The sequence below is a fragment of the Variovorax sp. H27-G14 genome, from assembly GCF_046156345.1.
In the GTDB taxonomy this organism is placed as follows: Bacteria; Pseudomonadota; Gammaproteobacteria; order Burkholderiales; family Burkholderiaceae_C; genus Variovorax.
The window spans coordinates 1-26268 of sequence record NZ_JAYLVN010000027.1 but is presented as its reverse complement, the minus strand read 5'-3'; the positions used below and the strand labels follow the sequence as shown (position 1 = coordinate 26268).

Below are 26268 nucleotides of genomic sequence, written 5' to 3'. Positions count from 1 at the left end.
TCAGGCAGGCGGCACCCAATGGCGGGTGCTTTCCACCTACCGGACAAAGGCGTCCCCATCCCGCAAGGGCTCGTTTTCGAGCAGCTCCTGCGCGGTGCGGACGCCTTTTCGTTTTTGTCTTTTTGTTTCTGCCTTCTTGTTTGTTCGCCTTCAACCGGAGCCCCGCCCCATGACCGATCCGCTCACAGCCCGCCTCAGCCGACGCCGCGTATTGCAAGCCGCCGCCATCGGCGCCGTGGGCATCGACCCCGCCCTGCGCGCGGCCGTCTGGGCCCAAGGCTCCGACAAGCCCGAGAAGCAGGAAGTGAAGATCGGCTTCATTCCGCTGACCGACTGCGCCAGCGTGGTGATGGCCTCGGTGCTGGGCTTCGACAAGAAATACGGCGTGAAGATCGTCCCCAGCAAAGAGGCCAGCTGGGCCGGCGTGCGCGACAAACTGGTCAACGGCGAACTGGACATGTCCCACGTGCTGTACGGCCTGGTCTACGGCGTGCACGTCGGCGCTGGCGGCCCCAAGAAAGACATGGCGGTGCTGATGGGCCTGAACCGCAACGGCCAGGCCATCACGCTGTCGAAGACGCTGGCCGACAAGGGCGCGGTGGATGCGCCGTCGCTGGCCAAGCTGATGGCCAAGGAGAAGCGCGAATACACCTTTGCCGGCACCTTTCCCACCAGCACCCACACCATGTGGCTCAACTACTGGCTGGCCTCGGCCGGCATCAGCCCGGTGGCCGATGCCAAGGTCATCGTGGTGCCGCCGCCGCAGATGGTGGCCAACATGCGCGTGGGCAACATGGACGGCTTCTGCGTGGGCGAGCCCTGGGGCCAGCGCGCCATCATCGACAAGATCGGCGTCACCGCCATCACCACCCAGGACATCTGGAAGGACCACCCCGAGAAGGTGCTGGGCACGCGCGCCGAGTTCGTCAAGCAGAACCCCAACACCTGCCGTGCCGTGATGATGGCCGTGATGGAGGCCAGCAAGTGGATCGACGCCAACCTGCAGAACAAGGCCAGGATGGCCGACACGGTGGCCGAGAAGAGCTACATCAACACCAGCGCCGACGCCATCAACCAGCGCATCCTGGGCCGCTACGACAACGGCATGGGCAAGACCTGGGACGACCCCAACCACATGAAGTTCTTCGACGACGGCGCGGTCAACTTCCCGTACCTGTCCGACGGCATGTGGTTCCTCACGCAGCACAAGCGCTGGGGCATCCTGAAGGAGCACCCCGACTACCTGGCCGTGGCAAAGCAGATCAACCAGATCGACCTGTACAAGGACGTGGCCGGCGCCATGAAGGTCAGCGTGCCCAAGGACCTCATGCGCACCAGCAAGCTGATGGACGGGACCGTGTGGGACGGCAAGGACCCGAAGAAGTACGCCGATTCGTTCAAGGTCCACGCCTGAGGAGCACACCATGGTCAGCGCAGTCTTTCACTCCCCCGTCGACGCATCGCTCCCTGTCCCTGCCACCCGTGCAGCAGAAGGCCGGGCTGACGGCGTGCCCCGCGCCGAAGCAACCCCGCACCCTGCCCCGCTCGCCAAGGCGGGGAAGCAACCAACACAGCGCACGCCGCTCGACCTTCGCGCCTTCTGGATGCGCGTGCTGCCGCCGCTGGCGGGCTTCGGCCTGCTGCTGCTGGTGTGGGAACTGGTGGCCATGAGCAGCACCAACGGCTTTCCCACGCCGCTGACCGTCTGGCACCAGGCCGTGACGGTGTTCAGCGACCCGTTCTACAGCAAGGGCCCGAACGACCAGGGCGTGGGCTGGAATGTGCTGTCGTCGCTGCAGCGCGTGGCGCTGGGCTTCGGGCTGGCGGCGCTGGTGGGCATTCCGGCGGGCTTTGCCATTGGGCGCTTCGAGTTTCTCTCGCGCATGTTCAACCCGCTGATCAGCCTGTTGCGCCCGGTGTCGCCGCTCGCGTGGCTGCCCATCGGCCTGCTGGTGTTCAAGGGTGCCAACCCGGCGGCCATCTGGACCATCTTCATCTGCTCGATCTGGCCGATGGTCATCAACACCGCCGTGGGCGTGCAGCGCGTGCCCACCGACTACATGAACGTGGCCAAGGTGCTGAACCTGAGCGAATGGAAGATCCTCACCAAGATCCTGTTTCCCGCCGTGCTGCCCTACATGCTCACCGGCGTGCGGCTGGCCGTGGGCACCGCGTGGCTGGTGATCGTGGCGGCCGAGATGCTCACGGGCGGCGTGGGCATCGGCTTCTGGGTGTGGGACGAGTGGAACAACCTCAACGTGGCCAACATCATCATTGCGATCTTCGTGATCGGCATCGTGGGCCTGGTGCTGGAGTTCGCGCTCATCAAGCTCGCCACCGCATTCACGTTCGAAGAGGTGAAGTCATGAATGACGACAGCAAGTACATCGAGATTCATGGCATCGAGCAGGCGTTCAAGACGCCAAAGGGCCGCTTCGTCGCGCTGCGCGACGTGAACCTGAACGTGGCCAAGGGCGAGTTCGTCACGCTCATCGGGCATTCGGGTTGCGGCAAGTCGACGCTGCTGAACCTGATTGCCGGACTCACCACGCCCACCCAGGGCGTGCTGCTGTGCGCCAACAAGGAAATCAAGGGCCCCGGCCCGGAGCGCGCGGTGGTGTTCCAGAACCACTCGCTGCTGCCCTGGCTCACCTGCTTCGAAAACGTGTACCTCGCAGTGGAACGCGTGTTCGCTGCAACCGAAAGCAAGGCGCAGTTGCGCGCACGCACCGACGCCGCACTGGCGCTGGTCGGCCTTACGCCCGCGGCCCAAAAGCGCCCTGGCGAAATCTCCGGCGGCATGAAGCAACGTGTAGGCATTGCGCGCGCGCTGTCGATGGAGCCCAAGGTGCTGCTGATGGACGAGCCCTTCGGCGCGCTCGACGCCCTCACCCGCGCCAAGCTGCAGGACGAGCTGCTCGCCATCGTGCAGAAGACGCACAGCACGGTGGTCATGGTCACGCACGACGTCGACGAGGCGGTGCTGCTGAGCGACCGCATCGTGATGCTCACCAACGGCCCCGCCGCCACCATCGGCGACGTGCTGTCGGTGAACATTCCGCGCCCGCGCAACCGCGTGGCGCTGGCCGAAGACCCGGCCTATGTGCATGCGCGCAAGGCGGTGATCGACTTTCTCTACACACGCCAGGCGCATGTGGAGAAAACCGCCGCCTGATGCGGCGACAGCCGGTCGGCCGGCCGGCGTCGCAGCGCTTCCCCAGACGACGGCGCGGTGCCTGCGGTGCGCCGCGGACTCTCGTTCGCTCGAATCCAGCAAAGGTCCGCCATGAAGAAAATGAAACTGGTGATGGTCGGCAACGGCATGGCCGGCGTGCGCACGCTCGAAGAGCTGCTGAAGATCGCGCCCGAGCTGTACGACATCACCGTCTTCGGCGCGGAGCCGCACCCCAACTACAACCGCATCCTGCTGTCGCCGGTGCTGGCCGGCGAGCAGACGATCGACGAGATCGTGCTCAACAGCTGGGCCTGGTACACCGACAACCACATCACGCTGCACGCGGGCAAGAAGGTGGTCGAGGTCGACCGCGTCAAACGCATCGTGCGTGCCGACGATGGAACGGAGGCCGCCTACGACCGCCTGCTGATGTGCACCGGCTCCAACCCGTTCCTGCTGCCGCTGCCCGGCAAGGAGCTGGAGGGCGTGATCGCCTACCGCGACATTGCCGACACCGAGCAGATGATCGAAACCGCGAAGACGCATCGGCACGCGGTGGTCATCGGCGGCGGGCTGCTGGGCCTGGAAGCGGCCAACGGCCTGATGCGCCGCGGCATGCATGTGACCGTGGTGCACGCGTCGCACTGGCTCATGGAGCGCCAGCTCGACAGGGTGGCCGGCGGCCTGCTGCGCACGTCACTGGAGGCGCGCGGACTGCACTTTCTGATGGGAGCGAACACGCAGGCCTTCCTGGGCAACGATGAAGGCCGCGTGAAGGCGGTGCAGTTCAAGGACGGCACGGCGCTGCCGGCCGACCTGGTGGTAATGGCCGTGGGCATTCGCCCCAACGTGGCACTGGCCGAGACGATGCGCCTGCACTGCGAGCGCGGCATCGTGGTGAGCGACACCCTGCAGACCGTGACCGACGCGCGCATCTACGCGGTCGGCGAATGCGCGGCCCACCGCGGCATTGCCTATGGCCTGGTGGCGCCGCTGTTCGAGCAGGCCAAGGTGGCGGCCAACCACCTGGCGCAGTCGGGCATCGGCCGCTACCTGGGATCTCTCACCTCCACCAAGCTCAAGGTGACGGGCATCGACCTGTTCAGCGCGGGCGACTTCAAGGGCGGCGAAGGCACGGAAGAAATCGTCATGAGCGACCCCTTCGGCGGCGTCTACAAGAAGCTGGTGATCAAGGACGACAAGCTGGTGGGCGCCTGCCTGTACGGCGACACGGTGGACGGCAGCTGGTACTTCGAGCTGCTGCGCGACGGGCGCAGCGTGCACGACATTCGCGACACGCTGATGTTCGGCCAGCACTTTTCGGTCGGGAACAAGGACAAGGGCCTGCTCACGCACGACGAGGTGAAGCATCGGGCGGTGCCGGCCGAGCGCTACCTTGCTGCAGACAAGGCTTAGGGTGAGGGCCAGCAGCGTGCACATCACCACCGCCGCCAGCGCCGCTATTCCTTTGGAGGGAGCCGGCGCATTGCGCGAAACGAAATCCACCTGCCCGTATTGCGGCGTCGGCTGCGGCGTCATCATCGAATCGCCGGGCGCTGAGATCACCGGCGTGCGCGGCGACCCCGACCACCCGGCCAACTTCGGCCGCCTGTGCACCAAGGGCTCGACACTGCACCTCACGGCCAGCGCCACCGTCACGCGGCAAACGCGGCTGCTGCAGCCCCTGCAACGCCTGGCACGCGGCGAGGCGCCCACGCCCGTGACCTGGAACACCGCGCTGGACAACGCCGCCGGCAAGTTCGCGCAGGTGGTGCGCGACCACGGGCCGGACGCGGTCGGCTTCTACGTGTCGGGCCAGTTGCTCACCGAGGACTACTACGTCTTCAACAAGCTCGCCAAGGGCCTGCTGGGCACCAACAACATCGACACCAACTCGCGCCTGTGCATGAGCAGCGCGGTGGCCGGCTACAAGCAGACGCTGGGCGCCGACGCGCCGCCGGCCTGCTACGACGACCTGAAGCATGCCCAGTGCCTGTTCATCGTGGGCAGCAACACGGCGTGGGCGCACCCCATTCTGTTTCGCCGCATCGAGGACGCGAAGGCCGCGAACCCGGCGCTGAAGATCATCGTGGCCGACCCGCGCCGCACCGACACGGTCGAAATTGCCGACCTGTTCCTGCCCATACAGCCCGGCACCGACGTGATGCTGTTCAACGGCATGCTGCACCTGATGCTGAGTGAGGGCTGGACCGACGCGGCCTACATCGCGGCTCACACCAACGGCTTCGACGCGCTGAAGGCCACGGTGCGCGACTGCACGCCCGACAAGGTGGCGCAGGTGTGCGGCATCGCGAAGAAAGATCTGTTTGCGGCGGCGCGGCTCTTTGCCACATCGGCCGCCACGCTGAGCCTGTACTGCCAGGGGCTGAACCAGTCGTCGAGCGGCACCGCGAAGAACGCGGCGCTCATCAACCTGCACCTGGCAACCGCGCAGATCGGCCGGCCCGGCGCCGGGCCCTTCTCGCTCACCGGGCAGCCCAACGCGATGGGCGGGCGCGAAGTGGGCGGCCTGGCCAATCTGCTGAGCGCGCACCGCGACCTGGCCAACCCCGCGCACCGCGCCGAAGTGGCCGCGCTGTGGGGCGTGCCGTCGGTGCCCGAGAAGCCGGGCAAGACGGCCATCGAGATGTTCCAGGCCGCGGCCGATGGCGAAATTCGCGCGCTGTGGATCGCGTGCACCAACCCGGCGCAGTCGATGCCCGACCAGGCCACGGTGCGCCGCGCGCTGGAGCGCGCCGAGTTCGTGGTGGTGCAGGAGGCCTTTGCCACCACCGCCACCTGCGCCTTTGCCGACCTGCTGCTGCCCGCCACCACCTGGGGCGAAAAAGAAGGCACCGTCACCAACAGCGAGCGCCGCATCTCGCGCGTGCGAGCGGCCGTGCCGGCGCCGGGCGAGGCGCGCAACGACTGGTCGATTGCGGTGGCCTTCGCGCAGCGGCTCGAACTTCAACTGGGCCGCGCGTGCACGCTGTTTCCCTACGAAACGCCCGAGCAGGTGTGGAACGAGCACCGCGAATCGACCCGCGGGCGCGACCTGGACATCACCGGCCTGAGCTACGCGATGCTGGAAACCGACGGCCCGCAGCAATGGCCGCTGAAGCAAGGCGAGCGCACCGGCCGCGTGCGGCTTTACGAAGACGGCGTGTTCCCCACGCCGGACGGGCGCGCCCGCTTCGTCGACACCGTCTACACGCCGGTGGCCGAGCCCCGCGAGGCACGCTACCCCTTCGCGCTGAACACCGGCCGCCTGCGCGACCAGTGGCACGGCATGAGCCGCACCGGCACGGCCGGGCGGCTGTTCGGGCATGTGTCCGAACCCATGGTGCAGATGCATGCGCAGGACATGGCGCGCCGCCAGATCCTGGAAGGCGACCTGGTGCACCTGAGCTCCAGGCGCGGCTCGATCCTGCTGCCGGCACGCGCCAGCGCCGAGGTGGGCCTGAACCAAGCCTTCGTCGCGATGCACTGGGGCGAGGAATACCTGAGCGGCTGCGCGTCGACCGGCGCGCGCCTGGCGGGCATCAACGCGCTGACGACGCCGGCGTATTGCCCCACCTCCAGGCAGCCCGAGCTGAAGCACACGCCGGTGCAGATACTGAAGGCCGAGCTGCCGTGGTCGCTGCTGGCCATGGCCTGGCTGCCGCCCGACACGGCGCTGACCGCGCACCGCGCGCTGCAGCCGCTGATGGCGATGTTCCCGTTCGCAACCTGCGTGCCCTTCGCGGGCAACACGCAGGGTGAAGAGCGCAGCGGCATTCTGTTTCGCGCCGCTGCATACGAAGCGCCCGACGATGCGCTGGTCGCGGTGGTCGAGCGAATCGAAAGCCTGCTCGGCCTGCAGGCCGCCGACACCCTGCGCTACGCCGACCGTCGCCGGGGCCAGCGCCGCTCCGCCCGGCTGGTGCGCCGCGCCGACGGCAGCGCCGGGCTCGAGGCCTTTCTGCTGGGCGGCGACACCAGCGCCGAGGCCTGGATCGCCACGCTGCTGCGCGAAGAGCTTCCGGCGCAGGGCTACGGCCGGCTGCTGCTGTCGCCGGGCGCCCGCGCGCCGGTGGCTGTGCAGTCGCGTGGCAAGACGGTGTGCACCTGCTTCAACGTGGCGGACGTGGCGATACAGGCCGAACTGGGGCGCTGCAGCGGCACGCCGCAAGAGCGGCTGGCGAAGCTGCAAGGGGCGCTGAAGTGCGGCACGAACTGCGGGTCGTGCATTCCGGAGCTCAAGCGGATGGTGCGGGCGACAGTGGCTGAGTCGCTGGCAACCCTGTGATGACCCGCCGGCTTCGCTTGCCTTGTCCCCTCTCCCTCTGGGAGAGGGTCAGGGTGAGGGCAGCTACCGCACAACATCGCGCGGCCTTTGATGTCGCTCACCCTCACCCCAGCCCTCTCCCCAAGGGGAGAGGGAGCAATGCATAAGCCGAATGACATTCCGGCATAAGCCTTGCAGGACAATCCCCCCACCCATGGGAATCAGCCAATACATCAAGGAAATCGGCCGCGGCGCGCGAGGCGCCAAGCCGCTCGCGCGCGAACAGGCCCTCGACCTGTTCGGCCAGGTGCTGGACGGCACCGTCACCGACCTGGAGCTGGGCGCCTTCTGCCTGGCCATGCGCATCAAGGGCGAAACGCCCGAGGAGATGGCCGGCTTTCTGGACGCCACCCACGCGCGGCTGAACCGCATTCCGCCCGGCAGCCGTGCGCTGGTGGTGCTGCCCAGCTACAACGGCGCGCGCAAGCTGCCCGTGCTCACCCCGTTGCTGGCGCTGCTGCTGACACGCGAAGGCCTGCCGGTGCTGGTGCACGGCAGCGCCAGCGAAACCTCGCGCGTGCTGGCGTCCAACGTGCTGGCGGAGCTGGGCGTGGCGCCCATGACCGCCATTGGCCCCATCGCCAACGGCCAGGCGGCCTTTGCGCCCACCGAGCTGCTGAACCCCGCCCTGAAGCGCCTGCTCGACGTGCGCCGCGTGGTCGGTCTGCGCAACCCGGGCCACAGCGTGGTCAAGCTCATGCAGCCCGGTGCCGGCGCCTGTGTGGTGGTGGCCAGCTACACGCACCCCGAATACGCCCGCACCATGGGCGAGACCTTCGAGCTCACGGGCATGACCGCCCTGCTCTCGCGCGGCCTCGAAGGCGAAGTGGTGTCCGACCCGCGCCGCACCGCGCAGATCGACGGCTTTGTGGGCGGCGTGCGCACCGAGCTGCAGGCCCAGCAACCCGGCACCACCGCCGAGGTGCCCGGCCTGCCCAAGGAAATCGACGTGGCCACCACCGCCGACTACACGCGCCGTGTGCTGGCCGGGGAGCTTCCGGTGCCCGAGGCCATCGCCACGCAAGTCAGGCACATCACGCAACTGGCATCCCACGCATGAATAACGACAACGCCCACCCCTCCATCGCACTCATCACCGGACGCTGCACCCTGGTGGGCGCCGGCCCCGGCGACCCGGAGCTGCTGACGGTCAAGGCCGTGAAGGCGATCCAGGCGGCCACCGTGCTGCTGGTCGACGACCTGGTGAACGACGAGATCCTGGCGTACGCCCGCCCCGACGCGCGCATCGTGCACGTGGGCAAGCGCGGCGGCTGCAAGAGCACGCCGCAGGCCTTCATCGAGCGGCTGATGATCACCGCGGTGCGCGAAGGCGAAACCGTGGTCCGGTTGAAGGGCGGCGACCCGTTCATCTTCGGGCGCGGCGGCGAAGAGGTGGAGCACCTGCGCGAAGCGGGCATCCAGTGCACGGTGGTCAACGGCATCACCGCCGGCCTGGCCGCGGTGACCTCGCTGGGCGTGCCGCTCACGCACCGCGACCATGCACAAGGCGTGGTGTTCGTCACCGGCCACGCCAAGACCGGCGCGGGCGCGGCCGAAGACCCGACCGACTGGCGCGCGCTGGCCGCCACGGCGTACAACGCGCGGCTCACGCTGGTGATCTACATGGGCGTGGCGGGCGCGGGCCACATCGAGCGCGAACTGCTGCAGGGCCTGCCGGGCGACACGCCGGTGGCCGTCATCCAGCATGCGAGCCTGCCGCAGCAGCGCCACATTTCGACCACGCTGGGCAACCTGAAGAACGGCATCGCCGAAGCCGGGCTGGCGAGCCCCGCGGTGATCGTGGTGGGCGACGTGCTGCGCGGGATGGCGGTGGCGGCCCTGCCGGTGGACACCGAGACCGACACAGGCAAGTTCGGCACCTGAGCGGGCACGGGCAGCGCAGCCGCCACGCACCGGAGCGCACCGGAACGCACTAGAGCGGAGCAGCGCGGCCCGGCACCGCGCACCGTCAGGTGGCATGGATCCTGCTGTGCCTTCGGCAATGAATGCCGTCGTCACGCCTGAACCCGCCGCGGTCGAAATCGTCGCCCTCACCAAGCGCTACGCGCCCGGTACGCCGGCCGCTGTCGACCAGATCGACCTGCGCATCGCCAGCGGCAGTTACTGCTGTCTGCTGGGGCCTTCGGGCTGCGGCAAGAGCACCACGCTGCGCATGATTGCCGGCCACGAGTCGGTCACCAGCGGCGACATCCTGCTGGACAACCGCAACATCACCGATCTGCCGGCCGCCGCGCGCGGCACGGCCATGATGTTTCAGAGCTTCGCGCTGTTCCCGCACCTGTCGGCCACCGACAACGTGGCCTTCAGCCTGAAGATGAAAGGCGTCGGCAAGGCCGAGCGCCACCAGCGCGCCAACGACCTGCTGGCGCGCGTGGCCATGGGCCACCTGGCCGAACGCAAGCCCGGCGAACTCTCCGGTGGCCAGCAGCAGCGCGTGGCGCTGGCGCGCGCCCTAATCACCGAGCCGCGCGTGCTGCTGCTCGACGAGCCGCTCTCCGCGCTCGACCCGTTCCTGCGCATCCAGATGCGCGCCGAGCTGCGGCGCTGGCAGAAGGAGCTGGGCCTGACCTTCGTGCACGTCACCCATTCGCAGGAAGAAGCCATGGCGCTGGCCGACACCATGGTGGTGATGAACCACGGGGTGATCGAGCAGGTCGGCGCGCCGCACGCCATCTACAACCACCCGGCCAGCGAGTTCGTGGCCCGCTTCATGGGCGGGCACAACGTGTTCGACACGCCCGGCGGCCCGATTGCGGTGCGCAACGACCACATGCGCATGGCCGCGGCGTCCGACGCCACTGCCGGGCTGGCCGCCACCGTCACCGACGTCGAATACCAGGGCACCTACGTGCTGCTGGGCCTGGCGCTCGAAGCCGCAGCGCCGGGGCGCCAGAACGTCTCGGTGCTGCTGGGCGAGGCGGCCTTTCTGGCGCGCCCCTTTGCCCAGGGCGAGGCCGTGCGCCTGTCATGGGCCGAGGCCGACGCCCGCGTGCTCGGCCCGGGCGTCAAGCCGCCGGGCGAGCGAGCGGCTGCATCGCCCGCCGGTGCCGCGCGCGACGACACCGCCGCAATTGCCTTGGCGCTGTGACCGCGCCCGCTGACATGGACTGACAGGGCCTGAAACGGCCTGCGCCTTGTTCCCCGTTCCCTCACCCGAGACTTTTTCATTCAAGGAGACCCAGCAATGACCGACCCCATCGATTCGTCCTCCGGCGTCAAGCGTCGCACCCTGCTGCAAGGCACCGCCGGCATTCTGGCCACGGGCATCGCGCCCTTCGTGCATGCACAGGAAAAGATCGTGCTGCGCTACCTTGGCACCGCGGTGAACCAGGACAAGGCCATTGCCGAGAAGTTCAAGGCCGACACCGGCATCGAGATCCAGTACGTGGCCATCACCACCGACGAGGTGACCAAGCGCGCCGTGACCGCGCCCAACAGCTTCGACCTGATCGACACCGAGTTCTTCTCGCTCAAGAAAATCGTGCCCACCGGCAACCTGAAGGGCATCGACACCAAGCGCGTGAAGAACGCCGACAAGATCACCTCGCTGTTCACCAAGGGCGAAGTGGCGGGCAAGAAGGTCGGCAGCCAGGGCACGGCGCCGGTGAAGGTGATCTACCTGGAGAGCGAAAAGAGCAAGGCCTTCGCCAAGTCGGCCACGCAGTACATGTCGCTCATTCCGACCACCTACAACGCCGACACGCTGGGCATTCGCCCCGACCTCATCAAGCGCCCCATCAGCTCGTGGGCCGAGCTGCTGAACCCCGAGTTCAAGGGCAAGACCGCCATTCTGAACATTCCGTCCATCGGCATCATGGACGCGGCGATGGTGGTGGAGGCCAAGGGCATCCACAAGTACGCCGACAAGGGCAACATGACCAAGGCCGAGATCGACCTGACGATCAAGACCCTGATCGAGGCCAAGAAGGCCGGCCAGTTCCGCGCGCTGTGGAAGGACTTCAACGAGTCGGTGAACCTCATGGCCTCGGGCGAGGTGGTGATCCAGTCGATGTGGTCGCCCGCCGTGACGGCCGTGCGCAGCAAGGGCATCGACTGCACCTTTCAGCCGCTGAAGGAAGGCTACCGCGCCTGGGCATCGGGCTTCGGCCTGCCTGCCACGCTCTCGGGCAAGAAGCTGGACGGCGCCTATGAGTTCATCAACTGGTTCCTGGACGGCTGGGCCGGCGCGTACCTCAACCGCCAGGGCTACTACAGCGCCGTGCTCGACACCGCCAAGACCAAGATGGAAGCCTACGAGTGGGCCTACTGGATGGAGGGCAAGCCCGCCGCGCAGGACATCAAGAGCCCGCAGGGCGACGTGATCGCCAAGGCCGGCTCGGTGCGCGATGGCGGCAGCTACGAGCAGCGCATGGGCGGCATCGCCTGCTGGAACGCGGTGATGGACGAGAACGAGTACATGGTGCGCAAGTGGAACGAGTTCGTGGCGGCCTGAACCCCAACGTCCATCCGTGAGCGCTCCTGCCACCCGCGCGTCCGTCGCCACTGCCCCCGTCCACGCCGTGAAGGCGTGGTGGCAGGCGGCGCCGTTCGCGCTGGTGTTCCTGCTGTTCTTTCTGATTCCGCTGGCGCTGGTCGCGATGGTCAGCCTGTGGAATTTCAACGAGTACGAGCTGATTCCGGCCGTCACGCTGCGCAACTACTTCAGCCTGTTCGAGGGCTGCTCGCACCTCACCGACAACGGCGATCTGTGCGTCACGCTCAACACCTACCTGAGCACCTTCAAGTTCTGCTTGCTCGTGTGGGGCATCACGCTGCTGATCGGGTTTTCGGTCGCGTACTTTCTGGCGTTCCATGTGCGGTCTTCCACGATGCAGACGGTGCTGTTCGTGCTGTGCACGGTGCCGTTCTGGACGTCGAACGTGATCCGCATTATCTCGTGGGTGCCGCTGCTGGGGCGCAACGGGCTGGTCAACCAGGCGCTGATGGGCATCGGGCTTGTCAACCAGCCGGTCGAGTGGTTGCTGTTCTCCGATTTTTCGGTGGTGCTGGCCTTTGTGCACCTGTACACGATGTTCATGATCGTGCCGATCTTCAACAGCATGATGCGCATCGACCGTTCGCTGCTGGAGGCGGCGAGCGACGCGGGTGCATCGGGCTGGCAGACGCTGTGGAACGTGGTGGTTCCGTTGTCGCGCACGGGCATTTTGATCGGCTCGATCTTCGTGATCACCATCGTCATGGGCGACTTCGTGACCATTGGCGTGATGGGTGGTCAGCAGATCGCCTCCATCGGCAAGATCATTCAGGTGCAGACCTCTTATCTGCAGTTTCCGCTGGCCGCCGCCAACGCGATGATTCTTCTGGCCGTGGTGCTGATGATCATCTGGGGGTTGACCCGGCTGGTCGATATTCGCAAGGAGCTTTGAACGTGGGCTCCTGTATGTTTTGCCTTTTGCATGAAGAGCGCTTCTTGACCCGCACTCCCGCCGACGGCGTGCCTCTTTTCTCGAATGTCCCCCGGCCTGCGGCCTCCTCCTTTATTTCGCGAAAAGAGGCACCCCATCGACGTGAGCGCTGGACGCAGCGGTCGAACCACCGGCACCACCGCAGCGCCCACGCGCAGAGGATGCCGGGTGTCCCCCGCAGCGAAATAAAGGAGGAGCCGAAGGCGGGGGACATTCGCGGAGGGGGACACCCGGCGTCCTCTGCGCACGCCACGAGCACTGGCGCGCCCCAAAACATTCCGAGCACAAACCGAGAGCAATGCACATGAGCCAACGCATCGGAGAACAACGCAGCCCCGGCTTCTGGCCCCTCGCAGCAGTCTTCGCACTCTTCGTGGTGTTTCTCTACGGCCCGATGATCACCATCTTCGTGCTGAGCTTCCAGGGCCCCGAAGGCGGCCTGACCTTTCCGCTGCGTGGCGTGTCACTGCACTGGTTCTACAAACTGGCCGAGGGCCTGGGCACCGTCGACATCGGCGCAGCCTTCCGTCGCTCGCTGGCGCTGGGCGCGGTGGTGATGGCCTTCACCGTGGTGCTGTCCGTGCTGGCCGGCCTGGCGTTTCGCAAGAAACTCGCGGGCAGCAACGCGCTGTTCTTCGTCACAGTGGCCAGCTTGATCATGCCGTCCATCATCATTTCGCTGGGCATCGGCCTGCAGTTTCGGCTGCTCGACACCGGCATCAAGGGCCTGCTCACGGCCATGGACGCGACCACGCTGCTCGAAGGCTACGGCACCGCACTGGGCCTGTTCAGCTCGGCACTGGGCGCGCACCTCACATGGACACTGCCCTTCGGGCTGCTCATCATGTTCGCCGTGTTCAACCGCTTCAACCCGGCCTACGAAGAAGCCGCACGCGACCTGGGCGCCACGCCGTGGCAGGCCTTTCGCTTCGTGGTGCTGCCGCTGATCGGGCCGTCGATCGTGGGCATCGGCATGTTCGGATTCACGCTGTCATGGGACGAAATTGCCCGCACCTCGCAGGCCATCGGCGACGTCAACACCCTGCCGCTGGAGCTGCAGGGCCTGACCTCGACAGTCACCACGCCGTCGATCTATGCGCTGGGCACGGTGACTACCGTGGTGTCGCTGCTGGTCATGGGCGTGGCGCTGGGCGCGGCGGCGCTGCTGCGCCGGCGCTCCGTGCGCAAGGCGTGAGCGTTTTCCTACAGCCCCTCTAAAATCGCGCTCCAACAAAAGCGCAAGCAAAAGAAGAGGTGGGCATGCTCGACATCGACAAACTCAACGAATTCACCCAGAACCACGGCGAACTGCGCCGTGGCCGGGGCCTGGTGACAGGCACCATCGCACTGAGCCTGGCCATCCTGTGCTTCCTGGGCGTGCTGGCCTTCCACTTTCCGCAGTACCTCACCACGCCGGAGCTGCGCAAGAGCTACAACGTCGACGTGATCCGCTTCATCATGCTGGCGGCGCTGGTCATCTCCGGCGGCATGTCGCTGGTGAACATCATCTTCAACCGCTCGCGCTGGCTCTCGTCGGCGGCGTTCCTGCTGGTGGTGGCCTCGGCGCTGCTGGGCGGGCACAAGGTGCCGGTGCATGACTTTGCCGACAACACGCCTTACATCGGGCTGGACTGGTTCATTCTCGACCTGCTGGGTTCCTCGCTGATCTTCATCTTCATCGAGAAGCTCTTTGCGCTGCGCAAAGACCAGCCCGTGTTTCGCGAAGAGTGGCAAACCGACTTCCACCACTTCGTGGTGAACCACATGATCGTGGGCTTCGTGCTGCTGGCCACCAACCTGATGGTGCACAAGCTGTTCGGCTGGGCCGCCAACGACGGCATTCGCGGCTGGGTGGGCAACCTGCCCTTCTGGGCCGGCATTCTGCTGATCGTTCTGGTGGCCGACCTGGTGCAGTACTGGACGCACCGCGCCTACCACGAGGTGCCGGTGCTGTGGCGTCTGCACGCGGTGCACCACAGCGTGAAAAGCATGGACTGGATGGCCGGCTCGCGCCAGCACATCCTGGAGCTGCTGATCACGCGCACGCTGGTGCTGGCGCCCATCTACGTGCTGGGTTTCAGCAAGGAAGTGATCGACGCGTACATCGTGGTGGTCGGCTTCCAGGCGGTGTTCAACCATTGCAACGTGAGCGTGCGGCTGGGCCCGCTGCGCTACCTCATCGTGACGCCCAACTTCCACCACTGGCACCACAGCCAGGACATCGAGGCGCTCGACAAGAACTACGCGGCGCACTACGCGTTTCTCGACTACATCTTCGGCACCGCGGTGAAAACCACCAAGCTGTGGCCCGAGAAGTACGGCGTGCTGGGCGACTACGTGCCCAACGGCTTCTTCAAGCAGTTGAAGTTTCCGTTCGTCTGGAAGGGCTGATGCGCGCCGCTTTCAAGACCGCCGCGGTGCTGGCTGCCGCGGGCGCCGCCCTGCTGCTCTCGGCCTGCGCCACCCGCCTGGACCTGCCCACCAAGGACAACGGCCTGCGCCTGCGGGTGCAGAGCTCGGTCATTGCGCCGGGCAACGGCGGTGAGCTCATCGCAGCCGACGCGCTGGCGCCGGGCGACATTTTGCTGACCTCGATCGCCACGGTGAACTCCTTCGGCATCCGCCTGGGCACCTTCTCGCCGGTGAGCCACGCGGTGCTGTACCTGGGCGACGGCCAGATCGCCGAAGCCGTGGGCACCGGCGTGCGCGCGCGGCCGCTGGCCGAGGTGGTCGATGAAGAACAGATGGTGGTGGCGTTTCGCGTGCCGGGCGTCGACGCGGCCGGTGCCGACCGTCTGCGCGAATGGGCCCTGTCGAAGGTGGGCACGCGCTACAACACCGTGGGCGTGCTGCTGAACGCGCCCTTCGTGCTCAACCGGCGCCTGTGCGAACTGCCGCTGATGCCCAGCGCGGTCAGCAGCTACTGCATGAGCGGCATGGCCATGGTGCAGCTGGGCGCGAGCCGCAACGACCAGTTCTTCTGCTCGCAGTTCGTGCTGGAGGCCTACAAGCAGGCCGGCCTGCCCATCACCAGCGCCGACCCGCGCTGGGTGAGCCCAGCCGACCTGCTGCACATGCGCGAGGGCGACGTGCCTTCGATTGCCGCCACGCAGCCGCTGCGCTACGTAGGCCACCTCAAGTACAACCCGCCGCCCTTGCTGGCGGCCGACGGGCCTTGAGCGCGGCCGACGCGCCCCTCTCGGAGGGCGCCCACTCCCAGGTACACCGCTTCGACGTGGTCGTGATCGGTGCCGGCGCCGCCGGGCTGTTCTGCGCCGGCGTGGCCGGCCAGCGCGGCCTGAAGGTGCTGCTGGTGGACCACAGCGAGAAGGTGGGCGAGAAGATCCGTATTTCCGGCGGCGGGCGGGCCAACTTCACCAACCGCGACCTGGACGTGCGCGCGCCGCAGCGCCACTTCATCGGCGACAACCCGAATTTCTGCCGCTCTGCGCTGTCGCGCTATGCGCCGCAGCAGTTCGTCGAGCTGGTGCAAAAGCACGGCATCGCCTTCCACGAGAAGCACAAGGGGCAGCTGTTCTGCGACGGCTCCTCGCAGCAGATCGTCGACATGCTGCTGGCGGAATGCACCGCGGGCGGGGTCGCGCGCTGGCAGCCGTGCAAGGTCGGGAAGATCACGTTTTCCGCCAACCAAGCGGATGACACGGGCCCGGGCAGCTACCGCATCGAGAGCGACCACGGCGCCATCGAGACCGCGAAGATCGTGGTGGCGACCGGCGGGCTGTCGATTCCGCAGATCGGCGCCAGCGACTTCGGCTACCGCATCGCCGAGCAGTTCGGCCTGCGCCTGGTCACGCCGCGCCCGGCGCTGGTGCCGCTCACCTTCGGCGGCGACGCCTGGGCGCCCTACGCCGAACTGGCCGGGCTGGCGCTGCCGGTGCGCATCGAGACGGGGGCCAAGAAAGACAAGATGGCCTTCCTCGAAGACCTGCTGTTCACCCACCGGGGCCTGTCGGGCCCGGCGGTGCTGCAGATTTCGAGCTACTGGAAGCCCGGCACCCCGCTCACGCTGGACTTTGCGCCCGGCGTGGACGTGGCCGAATCACTGGGCGACGCCAAGCTGCGGTCGAAAAAGCGCGTGGCCAACGAACTGGCCGCGCTGGTGCCCTCCCGGCTGGCCGACGCCTGGGTCGGGCAGGACCCGGCCCTGCAGCGCCCCGTCAACGAGGCGCCCGACAAAGCGCTGGCCACGCTGTCGGAGCGCATTGCGCGCTGGCAGATCACCCCCAGCGGCACCGAGGGCTACAAGAAAGCCGAGGTCACGGCCGGCGGCGTCGACACGCGCGACCTGTCGTCCCAGACGATGGAATCGAAGCAACCGGGGCTGTATTTCATCGGCGAAGTGGTCGATGTGACCGGCTGGCTGGGCGGATACAACTTTCAATGGGCCTGGGCAAGTGCGCATGCGTGCGCAACGGCCCTCTGACCCTCTTCGCCAGGGACAACCGCGGAACCGGCTTTGCCGGGCCGCTGGTGTCGCCCCCGGCGAGGGGGAAGGAGAAGCGACACGAAGTGCGCGAAGCCTGGGGGCGTGCTATAGTCGCGGGCTAACTCTGGCCTTCCCTCAACGGCCGCAAAAAGTTTTCAGTTGAGGAACCCCGGCTTTGGGCCTCGATCTCCCCGAGCCAACTTCAGTTCAACGATTCATCAATGACCACCATCCGCGTTAAAGAAAACGAGCCCTTCGACGTCGCACTTCGCCGTTTCAAGCGCACCATCGAAAAGCTCGGCCTGCTGACCGACCTGCGTGCCCGCGAGTTCTACGAAAAGCCGACCGCCGAGCGCAAGCGCAAGAAGGCAGCCGCCGTCAAGCGCCACTACAAGCGCGTGCGCAGCATGCAGCTCCCCAAGAAGCTGTTCTAAGCAACGCCCAGGGCAGCTGGCCTTCGACGAAAGTCACCGCCAGCGCCTCGTTGCACAAGCAAGCCGCGCCAGGGAAACCTGCCGCGGCTTTTGTTTTTTCCGAAAGGTTGCGAATGACACTCAAAGAACAGATCACAGAAGACATGAAGACGGCGATGCGCGCCAAGGACTCCGAGCGCCTGGGCACCATCCGCCTGCTGCTCGCTGCGCTGAAGCAGAAAGAAGTCGACGAGCGCGTGGAGCTGGACGACGCCATGGTCATCGCCATCGTCGACAAGATGGTCAAGCAGCGCAAGGACTCGATTGCCGCGTTCACCACCGGCGGGCGCATCGACCTGGCCGACAAGGAAGCCGCCGAGATCAAGGTGCTGGAGGTCTACCAACCCCAGCGCATGAGCGCCGACGAAGTCGCCACCGCCGTGAAGGCCATCGTGGCCGAGCTGGGCGCCAGCGGCCCCGGCGACATGGGCAAGGTGATGGGCGCGGTGAAGACCCGCCTGGCCGGCAAGGCCGACATGGGCCAGGTCAGCGCAGCGGTCAAGGCCGCTCTCACGGGCGCCTGATGACCGCCGGCAGCCCCTCCGAGCCGATCCTCAAGGCCTGCGCCTGCCTGGTCGATGCGCGAGGCCGGCTGCTGGTGTTCCGCCATCCAGAGGATGGCAACATGCAGCTCCCCAAGGGCACCATCGAGCCCGGGGAATCGCCCGAAGCAGCCGTGCGGCGCGAGCTGCTCGAGGAATCGGGCATCGACCACACGGGCGCGCTGCAATCGCTGGGCACGCTGCAGCGCGAATGCGAAGCCGGCGTGGAAGGCAACACCCACCGCCACCCGCAGCTGTGGCACCTGTTCCTGATGCGCGCTGAAGGCGAACTGCCCGAGACCTTCGCGCACACCGCCACCGGCAGCCCCGAAGAAGAAGGCCTGGTCTTCCTGTTCCGCTGGCTCGACGCCGGTGAAGCCATCAACGACTTCGCCCTGCCCTACCGCCAGACCATCGAGCGCGTGCGCGCGGCCTTGCTGCTTACAGCCTGAGGCTTCGGCTTCATCGCTGTCACGCCAGGGCGCGAGCGACCATGTACAGGCCCAGCAGCGCCAGGCCGATCAGAAAGCAGCACCTGAACACCGCCACCGACAGCCGCTTGCGCAGCCACGTGCCCAGCACCATGCCGCCGAGGGCCGGTGCCAGCATCACCAGCGACGCGCCCAGGGTCAACATCGAATAGCCCCCGTTCCCCGCCAGCCCGATGGCCAGCGCCACCGTCGAGGTGGTGAACGAAATGCCCATCGCCTGGATCAGCGAATCGCGCTGGAAGCCCAGCGCCTGCAGGTACGGCACCGCCGGCACCGCGAACACACCCGTCACCGCCGTCACCAGCCCCGTGACCATGCCCACCAGCGGCCCCAGCCAGCGCGCCTGCGCGTCGCTCACATGCAGTTGTCGCCCCGTCAGCCCCCAGCCCGCATAAAGCATCAGCGCCACGCCCAGCGCCACCGAAGCCCAGGCCCCCGCCGGCACGCCCAGCCACAGCGCCCCGCCCAGCGTGCCGATCACCACCCCCACCTGCATGCCGCCGATGCGCCGCAGCACCGGCATGAAGGTGGCGCGCGGCCCGGTCTGCCACAGGTTGGTGACGAGCGACGGCACGATCAGCATCGCGGCAGCCTGCACCGGCGACATCCACAACGCGAGCAGCGCCATAGACACCGTCGGCAGCCCGAGGCCGACCACGCCCTTGATCACCCCCGCCAGCAGGAACACCGCCGTGGCGGCGGCCCAGAAACTGGCCATGTCGTTGTTGAAGTTCGTCATCGCGGCCAAGTCTGCCGGGCGCGGGCGCGCCTGCAAATGCGGCATTCGCAGAGCGACCCTCAGGCGCAGGCTGAGGGCTGTGGTGCACACTTCGGCGCACCATGCGATTCGACCTCACCGACCTGCGGCTCTTTTTGAACGTGGTCGAGGCCGGCAGCCTCACCGGCGGAGCGGCGCGCTCGCACATGACGCTGGCCTCCGCCAGCCAGCGTGTGCGCGGCATGGAAGACGCGCTGGGCACACCGCTGCTCACGCGCCATGCGCAGGGTGTGCGCCCCACCGAGGCCGGCCGCACGCTGCTGCACCATGCGCGCGTCGTGCTGCAGCAGATGGAGCGGCTGCGCGGCGAGCTCGGCGAATACGGCCAGGGCCTGAAGGGCCATGTGCGATTGATGTGCGGCACCTCCGCGCTGACCGAGCACCTGCCCGAGGTGCTCAGCCGCTTCCTGGCCGAGCACCCGCGCATCTCGGTCGACCTGGAGGAACGCGCCAGCCCCGATACGGTGGAGGCTTTGCGCGCCGGCCTGTGCGACATCGGCATCGTCTCGGACGCCATCGACAGCGAAGGCCTCGAATGCCACCCCTTCCGCCGTGACGACCTGGTGCTGGTGATGCCGCGTGGCCACGCGCTGGCCGGTCGCCGGCGCGTGCGGCTGGCCGACGTGGTCGACAACGAATTCGTCGGCCTGCCTGCGGACAGCGCGCTGCAGCAGCTCATCACCCTGCAGGTGCGCGCGCTCGGCAAGCACCTGGCTTACCGGGTGCGGGTGCGCAATTTCGAGGCGGTGTGCCGCATGGTCGCGTACGGCATCGGCGTGGCCATCGTGCCGCAGGCCGCGGCCGAACGGTGTGCCCGCTCGATGAAGATCGCGCGTGCCTCGCTCGCCGACCCCTGGGCGGAACGCACGCTGATGGCCTGCGTGCGCTCGTCGCAAGACCTGCCGCTGAACGCGCGACGAATGCTCGAGCACCTCATTGCGCCACCGGAAGAAGCCGCAAAAAAGTGACCGACGGCGGCGGTGCGGCAGCCGGGGCATTTGCGCACAAGCCAATTAACGCACCGTCATTTCATGGAAATTTCACTCGGGGTTTGTCCCGATCTCCATGCAAACGCGCCTACTTAAGCCATTCGTTTCGTTAGCAATGCGAAGGTGTTCAGTCGCCAATTCATAACCCGAATAATGGCTCTGGAAGCACTACTTCCTTTGTATCGACGCCATCCGCAATCGCAGCTTTAATGCACGCGGCCGTCAACCGAAGCCACAAGCAACGGCAGGCCGGTATGTGTTTTATCCCTTGCATAACCATTGTGGAAAACCAATGAAAAACAGACTCAGAGTCATCGTGGTCGCGGTGTCTATCGTGGCGGGGCATGGCGCCTTTGCCGCGCCGCCCGACAAGCAGGCGGTCATCGATCGCGCGCTTCAACTGATCCAGAACAACCTTTCGAGCTTCAGCGTGGCACCGGCGGCCGCGGCCGCCGGCGCGCGCACGCGCCGGTCGGTGGACCCCAGCCTGGCAAGCAGCGCGTCGGCGCTGCCCGCGGAGGGCGCGCAAGGCGACCAGTTCAAGGCGCGCGACGTGATCGTGGACAAGGACGGCACCGAGCACGTGCGCTTCGACCGCCTGCACGACGGCCTGCGCGTGATTGGCGGCGACGTGGTCGTGCATTCGAACCGCGGCAAGCTGATGCAGCCCAACCAGACGCTGCAAGGCGCCATCCAGCTGACCGATACCCTCGGCAAGGCGGACGGACGCACCGTGATCCGCAACGCGCCCGACATTGGCGCAGAGCGCGCAAAGCGCATCGCGGCAGAGAGCTTTGCCAGCGCGGTGACGCGGTTCAGCACGCCCGAACTGGTGGTGTTCGCCCGCGATGAAAAGCCGGTGCTCGCCTACGAAGTGCGCGTGTACGGACAGCCAACCGCGGCGCACGCAAGCGCCGTGGCCTACTACGTCGATGCGCACAACGGCAAGCTGCTGGACGCCGAAGACCTCGTGCACACCGTGGCCGCCGCGGGCACGGGCAAGTCGCTGTACTACGGCGAGCTCCAGATCACCACCGACAAGACCGGCAACAACAGCTACCGCATGGTCGACCCGACGCGCGGTGGCGGCGAGGTGATCGACGGGCGCGACTCGGTGTTCACCGACCTGGCGGACTCGCCCGACCTGGAGCCGTTCACCAGCACCGACAACAAGTGGGGCACCGGTGCGGCCACGGACCGCAAGACCGTTGCGGTCGACATCAACTACGGGCTCGCCAAGACCTGGGACTACTACCGCAACACCCATGGGCGCAACGGCATCTTCGACGACGGCAAGGGGGTGCAGAGCTACGCGCACGTGCAGTTCACCAACCAGGACGGCAGCCTCACCGGCGCAAATGCCGCCTGGCTGGGCGAGAGCCGCATCATGGCCTATGGCGACGGGCAGCCGGGCACCTCGCTGCCGAGCCCGGTGGTGTCCATCGACGTGGCCGGCCACGAGATGAGTCACGGCGTGAACCAGGCGACCGCGAACTTGGCGTACACGCGCGACGCCGGCGGCCTGAACGAGGCGAACTCCGACATCTTCGGCATCCTCGTCAAGTTCTCCGCGCAAAACGCGAGCGACCCGGGCAACTACGTCATTGGCGCAAGAATTCTGAAGGGCGGCCTGCGCAAGATGTACAAGCAGGACCTCGACGGGCGCTCGTTCGTCTGCTATCCGCGGGGCGGCTTCAAGAGCACGCTGACGAACCCCGCGCACGACCCGCACCTCACGTCGGGCGTGGGCAACCGCTTCTTCTACCTGCTGGCCGAGGGCGCGACGGTGCCCACGACCGATATCGGGCTGGCGCAGAGCGCCCTGGTGTGCAACAAAGACACGGGCATTGTCGGCATCGGGCGCGAGAAGGCTGGGCGCATCTGGTATCGCACGCTCACGCTGTACCTGAACAACGGCTCGACCTACCCGAACGCCCGCGTGGCATCGATTCGGGCGGCCACCGATCTGTATGGGGCCAATTCGCCAGAGGTGGCGGCGGTGGGGCGTGCGTGGAGTGCGGTGGCGGTGCAGTGACCGCAGCCTGAGAATTCACGCCGCCGTGCCGTGACCCCGGCGGCGTGAAGCGGCAAGCGCCCTCAGCTGCCCGCGATCTTCATCCGGTTGACCAGGATCGAGCCCGTGGTCTTGGCACCGAAGGTGTAGGCGTCGGCCCCGACGGCCTGAATGCCCATGAGCATGTCCTTCAGGTTGCCGGCGATGGTGATTTCTTCCACCGGAAACGCGATCTGGCCCTTCTCCACCCAGAAGCCGCTGGCGCCGCGCGAGTAGTCGCCGGTGACGTAGTTCACGCCCTGGCCCATCAGCTCGATGACGAACAGGCCCGTGCCCAACTTGGCGAGCATGGCGTCCAGATCGTCGGTGTGTTTGGTGAGGCGCGAGCTCAGCGTCAGGTTGTGCGACCCGCCGGCGTTGCCGGTGGTCTTCATGCCCAGCTTGCGGGCCGAATAGGTCGACAGAAAATAGCCTTCGAGGCGGCCGGCATCGACCACCTTGCGCGCCCGGGTGACCACGCCTTCGTCGTCGAAGGGCGAGCTGCCCTTGCCGCGCATCACGTGCGGGTCTTCTGCCAGGTCCATGTGCTTGGGCAGCACCGGCTTGCCCAGCGAGTCGAGCAGGAAGGTGCTCTTGCGGTACAGCGCGCCGCCGCTCACGGCCTGCACCAGCCCGCCCAGCAGGCCCACGGCCAGCGGCGACTCGAAGAGCACCGGGCATTCGGTGGTCTTGATCTTGCGCGACTTCAGGCGGCTGAGCGCGCGCTCTGCGGCGTAGCGGCCCACGGCCTGCGGGCTGGCCAATTCGTCGGCCGCGCGCATGGAGCTGTACCAGGCGTCGCGCTGCATGCCGTTGCCCTTGCCGGCAATGGGCGCCACCGAAATCGAATGCCGCGAGCTGGCATAGCCGCCGCGAAACCCATGCGTGTGGGCGCTGAAGAAGTGGCTCTGCTGGGCCGAGACGCCTGCGCCTTCGCTGTTGGTGATGCGCTTGTCGGTCGACAGGGCGGCCGCTTCGCACTCCAGCGCCAGCTTGGCGGCCTGCTCGCTCGTCACGTCCCAGGGGTGGAACAGGTCGAGCTCGGGGTGGTCCTTGGCGATGTCCGCCTCGTCGGGCAGGCCGCTCACCGGGTCTTCGGCGGTGAAGCGGGCGATGTCGTAGGCCGCCTGCACGGTCTGCTGGATGGCGGCCTCGGAGAAGTCGGAGGTGCTGGCGTTGCCGCGGCGGTGGCCCACGTAGACCGTGATGCCCAGCGACTTGTCGCGGTTGCGTTCGACGTTCTCCAGCTCGCCCTTGCGCACCGACACGCTCAGGCCGCAGCCCTCGGAGGCCTCGGCCCCCGCGTCGGTGGCGCCGAGCTTCTTGGCATGCGCCAAGGCCGAGTCGACCAGGTTTTCGAAGAAGGAGCGGCTGTAGGCGAAGCCGGAATCGGCGCGCGAGGAGGATGTCGTCATGTGGTGGCTATGATACTTGCGCCCCCTGTTTCACGTTTTCCCCTCAGCTTCCCACCGTGCGTTGCAACACCGCGCGGTGCGGCCCAGAATCCACCTCATGTCCCGCAAACCCAAAAAAGGCTATTTCGTCCGTGGCCAGTTCGTCGCCGAAGGCAGCGAACTCGACCTGGAGCTCAAGCGTGAGCTCAAGGGCACCGACGAATCCAGCCGCACCGACCTCAAGCGCGAAAGCGACGAACTGCAAAAGCTCGGCGAGGAACTGCTCGGCCTGCGCGCGGCGCTGTTCAACGCGCTGCCGCTCAGCGAAAAACTCGTCGATGCGGTCGCGGAGGCCAAGCGCATCACCAATTTCGAGGGCAAGCGCCGCCAGATGCAATTCATCGGCAAGCTGATGCGCAAGCTCGACGAACCCACGCTGGAGGCCGTGAAACAGGCCCTGACCGAACAGAACACCGTGCCCGCCGCCGAAGCCGCCGCCCTGCACGAGGCCGAGCGCTGGCGCGACCGCCTGGTTGCCGACGACGACGCCCTGGGCGGCTGGATCGAAACCCACCCCGCCACCGACTCGCAACAGCTGCGCGCCCTGGTGCGCCAGGCCCGCAAAGACCTGAAGACCGGCCCGGCCGGCGAGGCGCCGCGCCAGGGCAAGGCCTACCGCGAGATCTTCCAGCTGGTGCGCGAGCAACTGGCGGTGCACGGCGGCGACGACCATGCGGCCGCCGCCGCGGCGCAAGACCGCGAAGAGGACGCATGACGCTGCCGCCTTCCTCCCTCCCCTCCCGGGGGAGGGCCGGGGTGGGGGCACGGCGGCTTCATCGCCCGCATGGCGCCTGTTCGAAGGCCTGCCCCCATCCCAACCTTCCCCCGGAAGGGGAAGGAGCCAAACCATGAACACCCTTGACACCGTTCGCATCGGCATCGTCTCCGTCAGCGACCGCGCCTCCAGCGGCACCTACGAAGACAAGGGCCTGCCCGCGCTGAAGGAATGGCTCGCCCGGGCGCTGAAGAACCCGCTCGAATTCGAACCCCGCCTCATCCCCGACGAGGCCGAGCGCATCAGCGCCACGCTGATCGAGCTGGTCGATGCCGGCTGCGCGCTGGTGCTGACCACCGGCGGCACCGGCCCCGCGCTACGCGACGTCACGCCCGAGGCCACGCTGGCCGTGGCCCACAAGGAAATGCCCGGCTTCGGCGAGCAGATGCGCCAGATCAGCCTGCGCTTCGTGCCCACCGCGATCCTGTCGCGCCAGGTGGCGGTGATCCGCGGCCAGAGCCTGATCATCAACCTGCCCGGCCAACCCAAGTCGATCGCGGAAACGCTCGAAGGCCTGAAAGACGCCGACGGCGCGCAAGTGGTGCCCGGCATCTTCGCGGCCGTGCCTTACTGCATCGACCTGATCGGCGGGCCGTACCTTGAGACGGACGACACGGTCTGCAAAGCATTCAGGCCGAAGTCGGCCATCCGCACGCGCGCCTGAAAAAGAAATGCCCGGGCAAGCCGGGCATGAATGGAAATTGAAGCGGCTTTTCGCCGCCGTCAGGGCGACGACAGGCTGCCTGCCTCCACGCCCTTCAGGCACGCATTGACCGCCGCACGCGACGCCTGCTCGTGGCAGCGCGCGGTCGCTGCGCTCACCGCCTTCTGCTGCACGCGGCGCTCTTGCGCGCTGTCGATCTGGTAGCCCATGAGCCACTTCATGGACAGCGCCAGCACGAGCCCCAGACCGAGCGACACACCGACCACCGTCGAGCGCCAGGTCCGCACGCTGGCGATGGGGGTCGAGGCTGTGACGGGCCGGGCGGAGGGGCCGACGTCGAACGCCATCGGCTGACGCGACGCCGAAGGCACATGCGATCCACCGTGCACGCTGCGGCGTTGCTGCGGCCGTGGCTCGGCCGTGGTGGTGCGTGCGGAAGACTTGTCGTAGCTGCCCATCGATCTGCGTGTTGTGAATCCGGCGCGACATGCGCGCACGGATTGTCCGACAAATGCTGCGCCGGTCTCTAGGGAACGTCTGATCAAGTCCACCGATTGCCGACCTGAACGTTGATCACCCAGCTGAAGGAGAGCCAACGATGAGCCAGATCAGTTTTTCGGATGCCGAGCATGCAGGCAAGAGAAAGAAGACAC

At 67.1% G+C, this 26268-nt stretch carries 23 protein-coding genes and 1 pseudogene; 21 read left to right on the top strand and 3 right to left on the bottom strand.

The features are described from left to right. Window positions 1–169 precede the first annotated feature (169 nt). From VLK31_RS33235 to VLK31_RS33155, 17 genes and pseudogenes are all read left to right on the top strand, one after another. The gene (locus VLK31_RS33235; RefSeq protein ID WP_409172755.1) at window positions 170–1414 is read left to right on the top strand and encodes a CmpA/NrtA family ABC transporter substrate-binding protein; all 1245 of its coding nucleotides are present in this window, start codon (window positions 170–172) and stop codon (window positions 1412–1414) included. A gap of 10 nt (window positions 1415–1424) precedes the next feature. Then, complete coding sequence (gene ntrB / locus VLK31_RS33230; RefSeq protein WP_409172754.1) at window positions 1425–2369, top strand: nitrate ABC transporter permease; 945 nt, start codon at window positions 1425–1427, stop codon at window positions 2367–2369. After that, window positions 2366–3175 (top strand): ABC transporter ATP-binding protein, encoded by an 810-nt coding sequence (locus VLK31_RS33225; protein ID WP_409172753.1) that lies wholly within the window; start codon window positions 2366–2368, stop codon window positions 3173–3175. Before ntrB ends, VLK31_RS33225 begins: the two co-directional genes overlap by 4 nt. 111 nt (window positions 3176–3286) lie before the next feature. Further along, window positions 3287–4489 (top strand): annotated as a pseudogene (locus VLK31_RS33220) (NAD(P)/FAD-dependent oxidoreductase); the annotation flags it as partial. A gap of 172 nt (window positions 4490–4661) precedes the next feature. Then, window positions 4662–7463 carry a molybdopterin-dependent oxidoreductase gene (locus VLK31_RS33215; RefSeq protein WP_409172752.1) on the top strand — a complete coding sequence of 934 codons (2802 nt, stop codon included), beginning with the start codon at window positions 4662–4664 and terminating at the stop codon, window positions 7461–7463. Window positions 7464–7656: 193 nt separating this feature from the next. After that, on the top strand, window positions 7657–8562 hold the full coding sequence (gene ybiB, locus VLK31_RS33210) for a DNA-binding protein YbiB (RefSeq protein WP_409172751.1): 906 nt from the start codon (window positions 7657–7659) through the stop codon (window positions 8560–8562). Further along, window positions 8559–9386, top strand: a complete 828-nt coding sequence (cobA, locus tag VLK31_RS33205; RefSeq protein WP_409172750.1) for a uroporphyrinogen-III C-methyltransferase — start codon at window positions 8559–8561, stop codon at window positions 9384–9386. The genes ybiB and cobA overlap by 4 nt, the downstream gene beginning before the upstream one ends. A gap of 118 nt (window positions 9387–9504) precedes the next feature. Then, entirely contained in the window at window positions 9505–10611 is a 1107-nt protein-coding gene (locus VLK31_RS33200; RefSeq protein ID WP_409172749.1) for an ABC transporter ATP-binding protein, read from the top strand. Between the two features lie 96 nt (window positions 10612–10707). Then, window positions 10708–11976, top strand: a complete 1269-nt coding sequence (locus VLK31_RS33195) for a PotD/PotF family extracellular solute-binding protein (protein WP_409172748.1) — start codon at window positions 10708–10710, stop codon at window positions 11974–11976. 16 nt (window positions 11977–11992) lie between these two features. Then, window positions 11993–12910 (top strand): ABC transporter permease, encoded by a 918-nt coding sequence (locus VLK31_RS33190; RefSeq protein WP_409172747.1) that lies wholly within the window; start codon window positions 11993–11995, stop codon window positions 12908–12910. 343 nt (window positions 12911–13253) lie between these two features. Then, window positions 13254–14144 carry an ABC transporter permease gene (locus VLK31_RS33185; protein WP_409172746.1) on the top strand — a complete coding sequence of 297 codons (891 nt, stop codon included), beginning with the start codon at window positions 13254–13256 and terminating at the stop codon, window positions 14142–14144. A gap of 65 nt (window positions 14145–14209) precedes the next feature. Beyond that, a complete protein-coding gene (locus tag VLK31_RS33180) occupies window positions 14210–15340 on the top strand; it encodes a sterol desaturase family protein (protein ID WP_409172745.1) in 1131 nt (376 codons plus the stop codon). Then, window positions 15340–16128, top strand: coding sequence for a YaeF family permuted papain-like enzyme (locus VLK31_RS33175; protein WP_409172744.1), 789 nt, complete (start codon window positions 15340–15342; stop codon window positions 16126–16128). Before VLK31_RS33180 ends, VLK31_RS33175 begins: the two co-directional genes overlap by 1 nt. 56 nt (window positions 16129–16184) lie before the next feature. Next, window positions 16185–17393 carry an NAD(P)/FAD-dependent oxidoreductase gene (locus tag VLK31_RS33170; protein ID WP_409172793.1) on the top strand — a complete coding sequence of 403 codons (1209 nt, stop codon included), beginning with the start codon at window positions 16185–16187 and terminating at the stop codon, window positions 17391–17393. Window positions 17394–17617: 224 nt separating this feature from the next. Then, a complete protein-coding gene (gene rpsU / locus VLK31_RS33165) occupies window positions 17618–17830 on the top strand; it encodes a 30S ribosomal protein S21 (RefSeq protein WP_068628364.1) in 213 nt (70 codons plus the stop codon). Between the two features lie 113 nt (window positions 17831–17943). Beyond that, window positions 17944–18393, top strand: a complete 450-nt coding sequence (locus VLK31_RS33160; protein WP_409172743.1) for a GatB/YqeY domain-containing protein — start codon at window positions 17944–17946, stop codon at window positions 18391–18393. Beyond that, window positions 18393–18863 (top strand): NUDIX domain-containing protein, encoded by a 471-nt coding sequence (locus tag VLK31_RS33155; RefSeq protein ID WP_409172742.1) that lies wholly within the window; start codon window positions 18393–18395, stop codon window positions 18861–18863. The genes VLK31_RS33160 and VLK31_RS33155 overlap by 1 nt, the downstream gene beginning before the upstream one ends. A gap of 19 nt (window positions 18864–18882) precedes the next feature. On the opposite strand, the gene VLK31_RS33150 is transcribed toward VLK31_RS33155, so the two are convergent. Beyond that, window positions 18883–19641 (bottom strand): sulfite exporter TauE/SafE family protein, encoded by a 759-nt coding sequence (locus tag VLK31_RS33150; RefSeq protein WP_409172741.1) that lies wholly within the window; start codon window positions 19639–19641, stop codon window positions 18883–18885. Window positions 19642–19742: 101 nt separating this feature from the next. On the opposite strand from VLK31_RS33150, the gene VLK31_RS33145 reads away from it, so the two are divergent. Together VLK31_RS33145 and VLK31_RS33140 are read left to right on the top strand one after the other, a co-directional pair. Continuing rightward, window positions 19743–20648 carry a LysR family transcriptional regulator gene (locus VLK31_RS33145; protein ID WP_409172740.1) on the top strand — a complete coding sequence of 302 codons (906 nt, stop codon included), beginning with the start codon at window positions 19743–19745 and terminating at the stop codon, window positions 20646–20648. Between the two features lie 313 nt (window positions 20649–20961). Then, window positions 20962–22704: a M4 family metallopeptidase gene (locus VLK31_RS33140; RefSeq protein WP_409172739.1), complete on the top strand. Its 1743-nt coding sequence runs from the start codon at window positions 20962–20964 to the stop codon at window positions 22702–22704. A 62-nt stretch (window positions 22705–22766) separates the two neighbouring features. On the opposite strand, the gene pmbA is transcribed toward VLK31_RS33140, so the two are convergent. Next, window positions 22767–24137, bottom strand: coding sequence for a metalloprotease PmbA (gene pmbA, locus VLK31_RS33135; RefSeq protein WP_409172738.1), 1371 nt, complete (start codon window positions 24135–24137; stop codon window positions 22767–22769). Window positions 24138–24234: 97 nt separating this feature from the next. Between pmbA and yjgA the strand changes: the two genes are divergently transcribed. Continuing rightward, complete coding sequence (yjgA, locus tag VLK31_RS33130) at window positions 24235–24891, top strand: ribosome biogenesis factor YjgA (RefSeq protein ID WP_409172737.1); 657 nt, start codon at window positions 24235–24237, stop codon at window positions 24889–24891. Window positions 24892–25024: 133 nt separating this feature from the next. Next, complete coding sequence (gene mog, locus VLK31_RS33125; RefSeq protein ID WP_409172736.1) at window positions 25025–25615, top strand: molybdopterin adenylyltransferase; 591 nt, start codon at window positions 25025–25027, stop codon at window positions 25613–25615. Between the two features lie 59 nt (window positions 25616–25674). On the opposite strand, the gene VLK31_RS33120 is transcribed toward mog, so the two are convergent. Beyond that, window positions 25675–26073, bottom strand: coding sequence for a hypothetical protein (locus VLK31_RS33120; protein WP_409172735.1), 399 nt, complete (start codon window positions 26071–26073; stop codon window positions 25675–25677). Window positions 26074–26268: the final 195 nt, after the last annotated feature.